This is a genomic window from Stenotrophomonas mexicanensis (genome assembly GCF_032911605.1).
Taxonomy (GTDB): Bacteria; Pseudomonadota; Gammaproteobacteria; order Xanthomonadales; family Xanthomonadaceae; genus Stenotrophomonas; species Stenotrophomonas maltophilia_A.
In genome coordinates, this window is record NZ_JAWJTG010000013.1 from 72594 (window position 1) to 86199 (window position 13606).

The 13606-nt window shown below is 67.2% G+C and carries 15 protein-coding genes; 9 read left to right on the forward strand and 6 right to left on the reverse strand.

The window, feature by feature from the left end; genetic code table 11:
* Positions 1-145: 145 nt before the first annotated feature.
* The gene (locus R1L06_RS07990) at positions 146-457 is read right to left on the reverse strand and encodes a DUF3817 domain-containing protein (RefSeq protein WP_049401317.1); all 312 of its coding nucleotides are present in this window, start codon (positions 455-457) and stop codon (positions 146-148) included.
* 125 nt (positions 458-582) lie between these two features.
* Complete coding sequence (locus R1L06_RS07995; RefSeq protein WP_317217386.1) at positions 583-1518, reverse strand: TIGR03571 family LLM class oxidoreductase; 936 nt, start codon at positions 1516-1518, stop codon at positions 583-585.
* 66 nt (positions 1519-1584) lie between these two features.
* Here R1L06_RS07995 and R1L06_RS08000 point away from each other — a divergent pair, with 66 nt between their 5' ends.
* The 5 genes from R1L06_RS08000 to R1L06_RS08020 all read left to right on the forward strand — a co-directional run bounded on the left by R1L06_RS08000 (position 1585) and on the right by R1L06_RS08020 (position 5498).
* Positions 1585-2034 carry a GNAT family N-acetyltransferase gene (locus tag R1L06_RS08000; RefSeq protein ID WP_065723495.1) on the forward strand — a complete coding sequence of 150 codons (450 nt, stop codon included), beginning with the start codon at positions 1585-1587 and terminating at the stop codon, positions 2032-2034.
* 119 nt (positions 2035-2153) lie between these two features.
* On the forward strand, positions 2154-3677 hold the full coding sequence (locus tag R1L06_RS08005; RefSeq protein ID WP_317217387.1) for a thioredoxin family protein: 1524 nt from the start codon (positions 2154-2156) through the stop codon (positions 3675-3677).
* 284 nt (positions 3678-3961) lie between these two features.
* Positions 3962-4591 (forward strand): superoxide dismutase, encoded by a 630-nt coding sequence (locus R1L06_RS08010; RefSeq protein ID WP_049462787.1) that lies wholly within the window; start codon positions 3962-3964, stop codon positions 4589-4591.
* Positions 4588-5163, forward strand: a complete 576-nt coding sequence (locus R1L06_RS08015) for a flavin reductase family protein (protein ID WP_110712570.1) — start codon at positions 4588-4590, stop codon at positions 5161-5163. Before R1L06_RS08010 ends, R1L06_RS08015 begins: the two co-directional genes overlap by 4 nt.
* Positions 5163-5498, forward strand: a complete 336-nt coding sequence (locus tag R1L06_RS08020; RefSeq protein ID WP_032129997.1) for a tetratricopeptide repeat protein — start codon at positions 5163-5165, stop codon at positions 5496-5498. Before R1L06_RS08015 ends, R1L06_RS08020 begins: the two co-directional genes overlap by 1 nt.
* Positions 5499-5503: 5 nt before the next feature.
* Here R1L06_RS08020 and R1L06_RS08025 read toward each other — a convergent pair whose 3' ends face one another.
* Positions 5504-6652 (reverse strand): fatty acid desaturase family protein, encoded by a 1149-nt coding sequence (locus R1L06_RS08025; protein WP_088026244.1) that lies wholly within the window; start codon positions 6650-6652, stop codon positions 5504-5506.
* 11 nt (positions 6653-6663) lie between these two features.
* On the reverse strand, positions 6664-7734 hold the full coding sequence (locus tag R1L06_RS08030) for a ferredoxin reductase (RefSeq protein ID WP_317217389.1): 1071 nt from the start codon (positions 7732-7734) through the stop codon (positions 6664-6666).
* 92 nt (positions 7735-7826) lie between these two features.
* On the opposite strand from R1L06_RS08030, the gene fabR reads away from it, so the two are divergent.
* The 3 genes from fabR to R1L06_RS08045 all read left to right on the forward strand — a co-directional run bounded on the left by fabR (position 7827) and on the right by R1L06_RS08045 (position 11451).
* Positions 7827-8483 carry an HTH-type transcriptional repressor FabR gene (gene fabR, locus R1L06_RS08035; RefSeq protein ID WP_005409961.1) on the forward strand — a complete coding sequence of 219 codons (657 nt, stop codon included), beginning with the start codon at positions 7827-7829 and terminating at the stop codon, positions 8481-8483.
* Positions 8484-8759: 276 nt separating this feature from the next.
* A complete protein-coding gene (locus R1L06_RS08040) occupies positions 8760-10913 on the forward strand; it encodes a TonB-dependent receptor plug domain-containing protein (protein ID WP_317217390.1) in 2154 nt (717 codons plus the stop codon).
* Positions 10903-11451: a thioredoxin-like domain-containing protein gene (locus tag R1L06_RS08045; protein WP_317217391.1), complete on the forward strand. Its 549-nt coding sequence runs from the start codon at positions 10903-10905 to the stop codon at positions 11449-11451. The genes R1L06_RS08040 and R1L06_RS08045 overlap by 11 nt, the downstream gene beginning before the upstream one ends.
* Positions 11452-11518: 67 nt before the next feature.
* Here R1L06_RS08045 and mntR read toward each other — a convergent pair whose 3' ends face one another.
* Positions 11519-11989: a manganese-binding transcriptional regulator MntR gene (mntR, locus tag R1L06_RS08050; RefSeq protein ID WP_006372477.1), complete on the reverse strand. Its 471-nt coding sequence runs from the start codon at positions 11987-11989 to the stop codon at positions 11519-11521.
* Positions 11990-12105: 116 nt separating this feature from the next.
* Here mntR and R1L06_RS08055 point away from each other — a divergent pair, with 116 nt between their 5' ends.
* On the forward strand, positions 12106-13437 hold the full coding sequence (locus tag R1L06_RS08055; RefSeq protein WP_317217392.1) for an Nramp family divalent metal transporter: 1332 nt from the start codon (positions 12106-12108) through the stop codon (positions 13435-13437).
* Here the strand turns inward: R1L06_RS08055 and R1L06_RS08060 are convergent.
* A partial coding sequence (locus R1L06_RS08060) for a hypothetical protein (protein ID WP_317217393.1) occupies positions 13424-13606 on the reverse strand: 183 nt, incomplete at its 5' end. The two genes, R1L06_RS08055 and R1L06_RS08060, sit on opposite strands and share 14 nt — an antisense overlap.

A 13606-nucleotide genomic window follows, 5' to 3' on the forward strand; every position in this document is an offset into this window, starting at 1 on the left:
GCCGTAACAGGAAAGGATGGCCGGGCGCGTCTGTACGCCCCCGCCCGGCATCGGTCCTGCTCAGGGCCCGATGCCATCCTTAAATGATAACGGCTCGTATTTGCATTTGATACCCATTCTCTTGAATGGTCATGCAACAGTGGGTTCAGCGCATTGCACGCAGGCCCAGCAGACCACGGCGCTTGAACCACCACTCCAGCGGCAGCGTCACCAGCGGCGGGATCGCCGCCAGCAGGGCCAGGGCACTGGCCCACCACGGCCAACGCAGGCGCACTGCCGCGAACAGCGTCACCGCCACATAGACCAGGAACGCCACGCCGTGCAGGGGTCCGAACAACTTCACCAGCGCCACGTTGGCCATCGGGCCGTATTTCATCCACATGCCGATGAGCAGGCCGGCCCAGGTCACGGCCTCGATGAAAGCGACCACCGCGAACAGGCGTCCAGTCGGGTGCATGGGGGAACGTTGGGTCACGCAGAGCTCCGGCAGCGGGAAATCAAATGCGAATGATACGCAGATGCGAACCCCATGTAGAGTCGAGCCGTGCTCGACTGCTGGAACGTGTCCACCAAGGTGGACACCTACCGGAGCACATCCGGCAGGACCTGCTCGCCGATCTCGCGCAGCACCACGTCCATCGGCCGTCCGTTGTCGACCAGATTGAACATCACATGCGCCACGCCCTGCGCATGCACGCGCCGCAGATAGTCGCGCAGCCCGTCGCGGCCGACCTTCAGGCCCAGCGGCAATGGCTCGGCTGGCGCCTGGGGATCCGCCTGCAGGTCCAGCAGCATCGACTGCACGAACGGCTTGCCTGGCCCGCCGCGCTGCGCCAGTGCCTGCCGCCACAGGCCGATGCGTCCTTCCTGCGCAACCTCCTCGCGGTGATAGGTGGCCCAGCCTTCGCTTTCACGCGCGATCCATTGCAGGCTCTGCCGCGCAGTACCCACCACCAGCATCGAAATGCGCGTTGCCGGCGCCGGCAACACGTCGAAACCACCGGTCGCCTGCAGTACGGCGGTCCTTTCATCGGCCTCTGGTGACAACGCTGCGCGCAACAACGTCCAGCGCTCACGGAACGCCGCCGCCCTGCCCTCCAGATCCTCACCGAACGCGGCAAATTCTTCCGGGCGGTCACCCGAACCCAGGCCCAGCACGAAGCGCCCGGCACTGATCCGGTCCAGGCTCAGCGCCGACTTGGCCACCTGCAACGGCTGCCGCAGCGGCAGCACAATGGCCGCGCTGCCGACCACGATGCGCTCGGTCGCGGCAGCCAGCATGCCCAGCCACAGGAACGGGTCATCCAGCGCACTCGCTGTTGCATCCGGGCCCTGCGGCACCATCAATGGCACGTCGCGCGTCCATAGCGCGGCGAAGCCAAGATCATCAGCCAGCCGTGCGATCCGCCTGGCTTCATGCGGATCGGCCAGCCCATGTGCGGCGACAGGCGTCATCAGGCCCAGGCTCAGACCCTGTTGCGGAAACAAGGCAGCATAAGCAGGATTGAAATCACTCATGCCGCCAGCTTAGCGTGCAGACCTGCGGCGACGATGACGCACCGCCCACCACTGGAAGAACACTGCATGCCGACGATCCGCCCTGCCCACGTCGATGACCTGCCCGCGATCAGCGCGGTGTGCCTGGCTGCGTTCACTGCAGCGGTGGCGCCTTCGCTCAGCGCTGCCGGTATCGCCACCTTCGGCAGTGTCGCTGCAGCCGATGCGTTTGGTGCGCGCCTGCAGGGTGACAACCACATCCTGGTGGCCGAGCAGGATGCACGCGTGGTCGGCGTGGTCGAACTGAAGGAGGGCCGGCACCTGGCGATGCTGTTCGTCGATCCCGCCTGCCAGGGCCAGGGCATCGGGCACGCCTTGTTCGAAGCCGTGCTGCCACAGGTACGCGAGCCGGTACTGACGGTGCGCGCCTCGCTCAATGCAGTGCCTACCTACCTGCGCTATGGCTTCGTGCTGGATGGCGAGGTCGGCGAGATCAACGGGCTGGTGTACCAGCAGATGGTGCGGGCAGCGGCCTGAAGGCATCCGCCCGGCAATGCCCGGTGGGCGTCATGCCCTGCGGCACGCCTGTCATAAGCAAACTGAATCAGCAGGCTCCCCGGCGGTTCCTACAATGGTCTGTCACCCTGCCCTTCGAGATGCTGCCGATGCGCGTCGCGCTTTCCGTGTTGCTGCTGGCTTCGGCGCTGAGCGCCTGCACCCCGGCCCCGGTATCCACCGCCAACTCCGCCGAGGCACCCGCGCCGGCGTCCGCCATCGCCTGGCGCCAGGGCGATGTGGACGATGCCTTCGCCGAAGCCGCCGACAGCGGCAAGCCGGTGCTGCTGTACTGGGGTGCCGTCTGGTGCCCGCCGTGCAACCAGCTCAAGGCGGGCCTGTTCAAGGACCCGGCTTTCATCGCGCTGACCAGCAAATTCGTTCCGGTCTATCTGGACGGCGATGAGGAAGGTGCGCAGGCCTGGGGCGAACGCTTCGGCGTACGCGGCTATCCCACCCTGATCGTGCTGGACCCACAGCGCAACGAAATCACCCGCGTCGCCGGTGGCAATGACGCCGCCGAACTGACCCGGGCACTGACCGTCGCCGCTGGCCGCCGCAGTGCTGTTGCGGCCACCTTGGCCACCGCGCTGGCAACGCCGGACCGACTGGCCGCCGAAGACTGGCAGGTGCTGGGCGACTATGGCTGGGAAGTGGACGCCAACCGCCTGGCCGGCGAGCGCAGGAGCCAGGACGTGCTGCGCCAGTTGTCCAGGGCGGCACCCGACGCCGCCCTGCAGCGCCGTTTCGCCCTGCTGGCTCTTCTGGCCACAGCCGAGAAGCCCGATGCCTCGCCCACCGAAGTGCGCGAGCTGCTGCAGGCCGTACTGGCACAACCGGCGGAAGTGCGCCGCAATCGTGAATTGCTCGGCTACGCAGGCGTGCAGCTGGTCAAGCAGGCCAGTGCAGGCCCGGCCACGTCCAACACCTTGGGCCAGCAATTGCTGGTTGCACTGGAGCGCGCCGATGCCGAGCGCGGTGATCGCGCCGACGACGCGTTGTCGCGTGCGCTGACCGAAGTATCGCTGGCCCGCCAGCAGCAGCCCAAGGGCGCACTGCCCGCGGCGCTGGTCGAGCGGGTCAAGCAGCGCGTGGCCGCTGCCGATGCCGCCGCCACCGATGCGCATGCACGCCAGGCCACGATCAGCAGCGCGGTGTACGCATTGCGCGAGGTAGGTGACGACGCGGGTGCCGAGGCACTGTTGCTGGCCGAGCTGAAGCGCAGCGAACAGCCGTACTACTACATGCCCGAGCTGGCCGAACTGGCCGAGCAGCGCGGCGACACCGCCGGTGCGCTGGAGTGGCTGAAGCGCGCCTACGACGGTGCACAGGGCCCGGCCACCCGCGTGCAATGGGGCGTGCTGTACGTGGAAGGCCTGCTGAAGCTGGCGCCGGACGATGCACCGCGCATCGAGCAGGCGACCGCGTCGCTGATCGCCGAGCTGGAGGCGCAGCCGTCGGGTTACCACCAGCGTACCCGGCAGCGCTTCGAGCGACTTGCCGGGCAGTTGAAGGCGTGGAGCGGCAAGCACCAGGGTGCGGAGACGCTGGCACGGCTGCAGCAGCGGATGCAGCAGGCCTGCGGTGACCAGGTGGATGGTGCGTGCAAGGACTGGTTGAGTTGAGTTGATGAAAGCGCTGGCGGCTGGTTCGCCTGCCGGCGCTTTTGTTGATCCGTGTGGGAGGGGGCGGGGGCAGCGCATCAGCGCGCCGGTGAGGGTTCGGAAAGCGGGTTCTGGTAGTGCCGGCCGCTGGCCGGCTACCCGACCTTCGCTGAATGCCGGCCAGCGGCCGGCACTACCATGCCTCCGTCTTGACCTCTTGATCTATTGACCTCAACCAATGTTGAGGTGCGATAACAGTCTCCCCACGGCCAGCCCCCTTGGCCTTCCCCACGGAGATTGCCTCGATGTCGTACTCGCTTCCCCCGCTCCCCTATGCCTATGACGCCCTCGAGCCGCATTTCGATGCGCGCACGATGGAGATCCACCACAGCAAGCACCACCAGACCTACGTCAACAACCTCAATGCCGCCATCGAGCAGGCCGGCATCGCCGAGCAGCCGGTCGAGGCGCTGATCGCCAACCTCGATGCAGTGCCCGAGGCGCAGCGTGGCGCAGTCCGCAACAACGGCGGTGGCCACGCCAACCACAGCCTGTTCTGGACCGTGCTCAGCGCCAACGGCGGCACGCCCGATGATGAGCTGGCCGCCGCCATCGACCGCGATCTGGGTGGCTTCGATGCCTTCAAGGAGGCCTTCACCAAGGCCGCGCAGACCCGCTTCGGCAGTGGCTGGGCCTGGCTGACCAGCGATCGCGACGGCCGCCTGAAGGTTGAAAGCAGCGCCAACCAGGACAGCCCGCTGATGGGTGCAACGGTCGGCCTGTCCGGCAATACCCCAATCCTCGCACTGGACGTCTGGGAACACGCCTACTACCTGCACTACCAGAACCGCCGCCCGGACTACATCGGTGCGTTCTTCAACATCATCAACTGGGCCGAGGTCGGCCGGCGCTACCGCCAGGCCCGGGCCTCATGAGCGGCGAGACACTGCCGTACGCCGGGCCGTGGGCGGGGGTCTTCCCCGCCCCGGCCCCGGTGCCGTCGGTCGAGATGCCGCCGCGTGCCCTGCGGCGGCTGCTCGGCCACTTTCCTACCGGCGTGGCCATCGTCTGCGCGCGCGATGCGCAGGGCAACCCCATCGGCCTGACCATCAATTCGTTCGTGCCGGTGTCATTGCAGCCGCCACTGGTGCTGTGGAACCTGGCGTTGCACGCGCAGAGCCTGTCCACCTTCCAGCGCGCCACCCGCTTTGCGATCAGCGTGCTGGCCGCCGACCAGGAAGCACTGGCCCGGCGCTTTGCCGATCCGCAGGTACGCAACCGCTTCGACGGCCTGGCATTGCTGGATGACGACGAGGACGCCCCGCCACGCATCGCCGGTGCGGTAGCGCATCTCACCTGTACCCGCCACGCACAGTGGCCGGTGGGCGATCACCTGTTGCTGGCCGGCCGCATCATCGAAGTGCACGAGAACGGCGGCGCACCGCTGCTGTTCCATCGCGGCCGCTTCCAGCCGGGACCGGCCGAGCTGCTGGTGGAGGTGCGCTGATGAACATCGAGGCTCTGGAATGCATGCTGGCCAGCGGCAAGGACGGCGCACTGCTGCGCTTCGGCCTGGGCAAGGGCTGGCTGGATGCCGGCAACCCGGTGCGCGCGGCCACCCATCTGGGCCGTTGCGTGGTCCTTGATCCGCAGTATTCGGCGGCGTGGAAGCTGCTGGGCAAGGCCTGGCTGGCCAGTGGCCAGCCGCAGGCGGCGCGCGAAGCGTGGCAACGCGGGCTGAGCGTGGCCGGCAGCAAGGGCGACCAGCAGGCACGCAAGGAAATGCAGGTGTTCCTGCGACGCCTGGACCGCGAGCAGGCGGATCTGGCGAAAGCGGGCTGAGTCGATCAGCCCGCGTTGGCCGATGCCGGTGCGGACATGATGTCCGACATCGGCAGGCGGCGCGGCTTGCTCGGGAACGCGTGGCGCAGGATGCGCCAGACCACCTGGCCGAACTGGCGCGGCAGCGAGCCGTTGTTGTAGTGCTGGCCGTAGCGGCGGCAGATGTCCTTCACTTCCTTGGCGATGGCCGCATAGCGATTGGCCGGCAGGTCCGGATAGAAGTGGTGCTCGATCTGGTGGCTGAGGTTGCCCGACAGCACGTTGATCAGGAAACCGCCACTGATGTTCGACGAACCGCGCAGCTGGCGCAGGTACCAGTGACCGCGCGACTCATTGCGCAGGCACTCCTTCGGGAAGGTTTCCGATTCAGCGGTGAAGTGGCCGCAGAAGATGATCACATAGGTCCAGATGTTGCGCAGGCCGTTGGCGACCAGATTGCCCAGCATCACCGTGAGGAAGAACGGACCGGCCAGCAGCGGGAAGAACACGTAGTCCTTCAGAACCTGGCGCAGCATCTTGCGCGCCACCGGGCGGGTCTGCATCCACATCGCACGGCCACTGATGCGGCCCTTCAGCCAACGGCCCAGGCGCAGGTCCTGCGCGGCCACGCCCCACTGGAACAGCAGCGCGAAGATCGGCGCGATGATCGGCTGCAGCAGGTAGAACGGCTTCCAGCGCTGTTCCGGGAAGATGCGCAGCAGGCCGTAGCCGATGTCATCGTCCATGCCACGCACGTTGGTGTAGGTGTGGTGGCGGAAATTGTGGGTCTTGCGCCAGTTGTCGGCGGTGGCAACGATGTCCCACTCGTAGGTGTTGCCGTTGAGCTTGGGGTCGCCGGTCCAGTCGAACTGGCCGTGCATGACGTTGTGGCCCAGCTCCATGTTCTCCAGGATCTTCGACAGCGCCAGCAGCAGCGTGCCGGTGATCGCGGCCGGCCACAGCAGCGGCATCCAGAACAGTGGCGAGAACGCCGCCAGGAACAGCAGGCCACGGCCACCCACGCCGAACCAGCGCACGGCGGCGGCCACGCGGCGGATGTAGCGGGTATCGGAGGCGCCGAGGCTGCCGATCACACGGTCGCGGATCGCGTCGAGCTCCTCACCGAAGGCATGCATCTCGGCAGTACTCAGGGCACGGTCGGTAGCGCGGGTCATGGCAGGCGTCCTCAGAGATCCAGGGTCAGGTCGGTGGTCGGTGCGCTCACGCAGATCCGTACCGGCTGCGCCGTTTCGGACTGCAGGTCGCCGGTGCGCAGGTGGCGGGTCGCACCACTTACACGGTCACAGGAGCAGCTGTTGCAGATGCCCATGCGGCAGCCGTGTTTGGGCTTGATGCCATGGGCTTCGAGGCTTTCCAGCAGCGAGCGGCCACGCGGCACGCTCAGCTGGCGACCACTGCGCGCAAGCGTCAGCGACACCTCACCTTCGCTGCTGGCATCGCGCAGCGGCGCCGGCGGGGTGAAGGCTTCGGCCTGGAAGCCGGCCACCTGATGTGCCAGGCGTTCACGCGCGGCGGCAACGAAGCCGTCCGGGCCGCAGGCCAGCACATGGCGCTGCGCCAACGGCGTGTCATCGCCGGGCACCTGCAGATCATGGGTATCGATACGCGCGGCCGGCACCTCACCCTCGCGGGTGGTCAGCAGGTGCACGCGCAGGTTCGGATGCGCTGCGGCCAGCGCCTGCAGTTCATCACGGAACTGCAGATGGGCAGCGGCGCGCTCCCAGTAGAACAGGTCCACCGGCGCCGCCAGCGGACGCTGGCAGGTGTCGCGCAGCAGGCTGCGCATCGGCGTGATGCCACTACCGGCCGCCAGCAGCAGCACCGGCGCCGCAGCCGGCATATGGAATTCGCCGAAGGCGGCATCGAGGCGGAACAGCTCGCCCGGCTGTGCATGGTTCACCAAGTGCTGGCTGACCCGGCCGCCATCGATCGCCTTGACGGTGATCGCCAGCTCGCGCCGCCCCAGTGCGGTGGGGCTGTAGCTACGCTGCCACAGGCGCCCTTCAATCTCGACGCCGAGGGTGACGTGCTGGCCGGCACGCATGCCGGCCCAGTGCCGGTTGGTGCGCAGGACCAGGGTCGCCGCGCCCTCCCCGGCCGGCTCGCGCCGGACCAGGCGGGCCACCGGCTCGCGCAGGGTCCACAGGGGATTGAGCTGGCCCGCCCAGAAATCGAACAGCGACGGCGAGACCCAGCGGTATGGAGAGAACAGGGACGGACGGACGACAGCGCTCATAGGCGCACTATACGGGCGCACATACACCTGTGTATACATGTGTATATTGAACCGGATTGGGTATGATTCAGCCTCGCCCCACCGGAACCCCCATGGCCGCCGCCACCGCTTTGTCGACGCCCGAAGATGCCAACAGCCCGGCCCGCCGTACGGTGAGCCGTGAGGATCTGCTGGCAGCCGCCCTGAAACTGATCGGGCCGCACCGCAGCCTGTCCACGCTCAGCCTGCGCGAAGTGGCGCGTGAGGCCGGCATCGCGCCGAACAGCTTCTACCGGCAGTTCCGCGACATGGACGAACTGGCCGTGGCGCTGATCGATGCGGCCGGCCGCTCGCTGCGCACCATCATCGGCGAGGCCCGGCAGCGCGCCACCTCCACCGCCACCAGCGTGGTGCGGGTCTCGGTGGAGACCTTCATGGAACAGCTGCGCGCCGACGACAAGCTGCTGCACGTGCTGCTGCGCGAGGGCGCAGTCGGCTCGGACGACTTCAAGCACGCGGTCGAACGCGAGCTGCACTATTTCGAGGAAGAGCTGCAGCACGACCTGGTGCGCCTGGCCGCACTGGATGGCGCCGTACTGCATGCCCCGGAACTGGTAGCCAAGGCCATCACCCGGCTGGTGTTCGCGATGGGTGCCACCGCCATGGACCTGCCACCGGAGAAGGATCCGGAGCTGGTCGAACAGATCTCCACGATGATCCGCATGATCATCGTCGGCGCCCGTACCCCCGCCGCGTTCCGCCGCGGCTGACAATCCGCTCCCAGGGGCGGATCCCTTTCCAAAGGAAAGGGCTCTGACCCCGTCTCCCTGCGCCGCACGGCAACGCCATCCTCCGTGCATGACCACCGGCAGGGTTGCGGCTGTTGTATGTAATGTTATAACAACTCCATGATCCATCTGGATGGCTGCTCCTCGTCAAATTGCTGCGGCTTCGTTATATAGCTATTGCTATATTGATAAGCCACTGCTTTCATATGCGCCAGCCAGGTCGCCCTCGCCGCCCTCCCTCCCCAAGGACGACGCCTCATGCCCGTTTCCCTCCTTCGCCGCCTGCCACTGGCTGCCGCCATTGCCCTCACCCTGCCACTGCCCGCAGTGGCAGCCACCCCGAAACCGACCGAACTGGATCGGGTGCAGGTGAAAGTCAGCACCGCCACCCGCAGCGAACGCCTGCTGTCCGATGTCCCGATCCGCACCGAAGTGCTGCGCAAGGAAGACATCGCGCTGCGCGCGGCCACCGACTTCTCGCGTGCCGCAGAGCTGATCAATGGCCTGCGCGTGGAAAGCAACTGCCAGAACTGCAACACCAGCGAGGTACAGCTGCTGGGCCTGCCCGGCGCCTACAACCAGTTGCTGTTCGATGGCATCCCGCTGCTGTCCACGCTGGGCAGCGTGTACGGCCTGGAACAGATTCCGGCCGGGTTCGTCGACCGCATCGAAGTGGTCAAGGGCGGCGGCTCGGCACTGTACGGCCCGGGCGCGGTGGCCGGAGTGATCAACCTGATCCCGCCGCTGCCGGCGCGCAGCGGTGGCCATGTGCAGGCCGGCGTGGATGTCTTGAAGGGTACGCCGCAGAAGAACGCCGACGTGCGCCTCGACCTGGTGGCCAAGGACGCCGACGCCGGGCTGTCGGTGATTGCCCAGCGCAACTGGAACAGCGGCATCGACTACAACGGCGACGGCTACACCGAGGTCACCCGCAAGAACCTCAAGGTCGGCGGGCTGCAGGCCTGGTATGCGCCCACGCCGGGCACGCGGCTGCGCCTGGACCTGCAGGTGACCGATGAAACCCGCCGCGGCGGCAACCGCCTGGACCAGCCCGAGTACCTGGCCAACATCGCCGAATCGCTGGATACGAAGTATCGGCGCGGCAGCGTGTCGTGGGACCAGGAGATCAATGCCGACGTCGATTTCCGCCTGGCCTATGCCTTCGCCGACATCGACCGCGACAGCTTCTATGGCGGCCTGGGCGACGTGGTCACCGATCCGTCGGCGCCGGGCTATGACCCGTCGCAGCTGGACCCCAACGTGGCCGGCAGCGCGGCCTCGCGTTCGTGGCGCCAGTACGGCCGCACCCACAACCCGCTGCACTACATCGACAGCCAGTTGAACTGGCGGCTGGGCGCGCACGCGCTGGCCTTCGGCGTGCAGTACAAGCACGAGGCGCTGCGCGACGACAACCGCAGCGGTGACGGCCAGCGGCTGGCGGTGCTGGAAGATGCCACCTTCCACAACCTCGGCGCCTTCATCCAGGACGAGTGGAGCCTGCGCGACAACGTCGACCTGGTGCTGGGTGCGCGCGTGGACAAGAGCTCGGAGCTGGACAGCGCGGTGTTCTCGCCGCGCATCGCGCTGGCCTGGCAGGCCACGCCCAACCTGAAGTGGCGGGCAGGCGTTGCCACCGGCTTCCGTGCACCGGAAATCTTCGTCGAGGATGTGCATGTCGATACGCTGGGTGGCGAACAGGTGCGCGTGCGCAACACCGACGGCCTGAAGGAAGAGCGCGCGTTGACCACCCTGTTCGGCTTCGACTGGCGCTCGGACCCGGCCAATCCGGTGTGGAGCTGGGATGCCACCGCCTCGTATGCGCGCATCCGCGACACCTTCGCACTGGGCGAGATCCAGCGCGGCGATGACGGCCAGCTCAGCCAGCTGCGCTACAACGCGTCCGGTTCCAATGTGCTGGGCGCGGAAACCAACCTCGGCTGGCAGCCGTCGCCGCAGTGGCGCCTGACCGCGGGTGCCTCGTGGTACCGCTCGCGCTTCCGCGAACCGCAGCGCATCTTCGACGACACCGGCGACGGCGGCGACACCGTGATCGAAAGCCGCGACTACCTGAAGACCCCACGCTGGACCGGCCTGGCACAGCTCAGCTGGATGCCGGCCGAACCGTGGGAGACCTTCGTCGCACTGCGCCACACCGGCCCGATGTCGGTGCTGAACAACCGGCTGGGCGAACTGCACCGCACGCGTTCATTCCTGGTGACCGACCTGGGTGCGCGCTGGCATCGTCACCTGGGCGCGCAGGCGCAGCAGGAAGTGTCGGTGGCCGCGGGCGTCAAGAACGTGTTCGACCAGCGCCAGAAGGACCTGGAAGTGGGCGCGCTGCGCGACAGCGACTATGTCTACGGGCCGCGTTTCGCGCGCTCGTGGTACGTCAACCTGCGCTATGCGTTCTAAGCCACTACGAGCATTGTTGCTGGCCTGTGCCGTGCTGCTGGCCGCACCGGCGATGGCTGCGGACCTGCATGCGCAGGTCTCCGCCTCGCTGATGCGGCCGGAACAGCGCTCGCTGCGGCCGATGCAATGGTCATCGCCACCGAAGCTGGTGGCGTTGTACTTCGGCGCCGACTGGTGCGCGCCCTGCCATGCTTTCGTACCCACCCTGCGCAGCGTGCGTGATGCGTTGCGCGAGGCCGGCGCCGACACCGAAGTGGTGTACGTCAGCCTGGACGAGAGCGAGGCCGCGCTGCGCCGCTACATGCACGCGCAGGACATGCCGTGGCCGGTGCTGGACCCGCGCCGCGCCGCGCGCATGCCGGCACTGCAGGCGTTGGCGGGGCTGGCACCGCCGAATCTGGTGCTGATCGATGCCGACGGCGCCGTGCTGGCCAATGGCTGGCACGGCCGGCGTTATGAAGGCCTGCAGCCGGTGTTGAAGGAATGGGCGAAGCAGGCGTGTGCGCAGCAGCAGGCCCATTGTCCGCCCGATCTGTAGAGTCGAGCCACGCTCGACTCATTCCATCACCGCGCGAACAGCCGCCGGGCATGACCCGGCGCTACCGTTACGGCGCCTCGCCCTCGGCCTTGCGCACGAACGCTTCGAACAGCGCCAGCGTCTGCTCGCTTACATGGTGCTCGATACCCTCGGCATCGCGCCGCGCGGTATCCGGGTCCACGCCCAGCGCCAGCAGGAAGCGCTCCACGGTCTGATGACGCTGGCGACTGGCATGCGCCAGCGCCTCGCCTTCCGGGGTCAGAAACACGCCGCGGTACGGCCGCTGTACCACCCAGCCATCCCGGGCCAGCCGCCGCAGCATCTTCGCCACAGTGGGCTGGGCCACGCCCAGGCGGGTGGCGATGTCGACCTGGCGGGCCTCGCCGCCGTCGGCCAGCAGGTCCGAGATCAGCTCGACATAGTCCTCCACCAGCTCCATCCGGTGCGCCTCGCGCACTTGCCGGAAGCTCTCGACCTGGCGCTCGGCCTCGATCAAGGGGGTGCTTTTCAGCGATGTCGAATCGTCGGTCTTGCCCACGCCTGCGCCTGTCCTTCCGGTTGTTCCGGTGTTGAACCTGAATTCTGGACCAGTAACGCGATAAAGACGATTGTTTCACATTGCTAATGACTATAGCAGGAGCTATATTCGGAGCCATGAACACCCTGGCACCCCGCGACCCTTCGGCCTCCACTCCGGCCAGCCTGGGTGCGCTCAACGCCTCGGTGGCGGTGCCCGACAAGGGCCATTGGTGGTTCCGCCTGCTGGCCTTCCTCGGCCCGGGCTACATGATCTCGGTCGGCTACATGGACCCGGGCAACTGGGCCACCGACCTCGCCGGCGGTTCGCGCTTCGGCTACCTGCTGCTGTCGGTCATCCTCATTTCCAACCTGATGGCGGTGATCCTGCAGGCGCTGTCGGCGCGGCTCGGCATCGCCACCGGAATGGACCTGGCCCAGGCCTGCCGTGCCCGATACCCGAAGCCGGTGAACCTGGCGTTGTGGGCGCTGTGCGAGGCGGCGATCATCGCCTGCGACCTGGCCGAGGTGATCGGCACCGCGATCGCCTTGAAGCTGTTGTTCGACCTGCCACTGCTGTGGGGCGCGGTGATCACCGCCCTGGACACATTGCTGGTACTGCTGCTGATGAACCGCGGCTTCCGTGCGCTGGAGGCCTTCGTGATCGCGCTGCTGATGGTGATCTTCGCCTGCTTCGTGGTGCAGATCGCGATGGCTGCGCCGCCGGTGATGGCGGTACTGGGCGGCTTCATTCCGCGTGCGCAGGTGGTGACCGATCCGCACGCGCTGTACATCGCGATCGGCATCATCGGTGCCACGGTGATGCCGCACAACCTGTACCTGCATTCGTCCATCGTGCAGACCCGCGCCTACCCGCGCACGGATGAAGGTCGCCGCAGCGCGCTGCGCTGGGCGGTGACCGACAGCACCATTGCGCTGACCCTTGCATTGTTCATCAACGCCAGCATCCTGATCCTGGCGGCGGCGGTGTTCCATGCCAATGGACGTTTCGATGTGGAAGACATCGAGCAGGCGCACCAATTGCTGGCGCCGATGCTGGGCGTGGGCGTGGCAGCGACGCTGTTTGCCGTCGCCCTGCTGGCCTCCGGCCTGAATTCGACGGTGACTGCGACGCTGGCCGGCCAGATCGTGATGGAAGGTTTCCTGCACCTGCGCCTGCCGCCGTGGCTGCGTCGGCTGATCACGCGCGCACTGGCGATCATTCCGGTGGTGGTGGTGATCATGCTGTTCGGCGACCAGGGCGCGGTGAAGCTGCTGGTGCTGAGCCAGGTGGTGCTGTCGATGCAGCTGCCGTTCGCAATCATCCCGCTGGTGCGGATCGTGACCGACAAGGTGACGATGGGGGCGCTGGTGGCGCCGCGCTGGCTGGGCGCGATCGCCTGGGTGATCGCGCTGGTGATCGTGGTGTTGAACGTGAAGCTGCTGGTGGATACCTTCAGCGGCGGGTGATGCCAGTTGCCGGGGTCGGTCCTGCCCCAGTAGATCCACGCCATGCGTGGATGCTTTTGCGGTTGATCTTGACCTTCCAGTCCGCCTTGAGCGAGCCGAGCATCGCAGGGGAATCAGGGGCGAAGAGGCGCCGATGTTTGAGCGCAGCGAGTTCGGCGCCGTCCCCTGA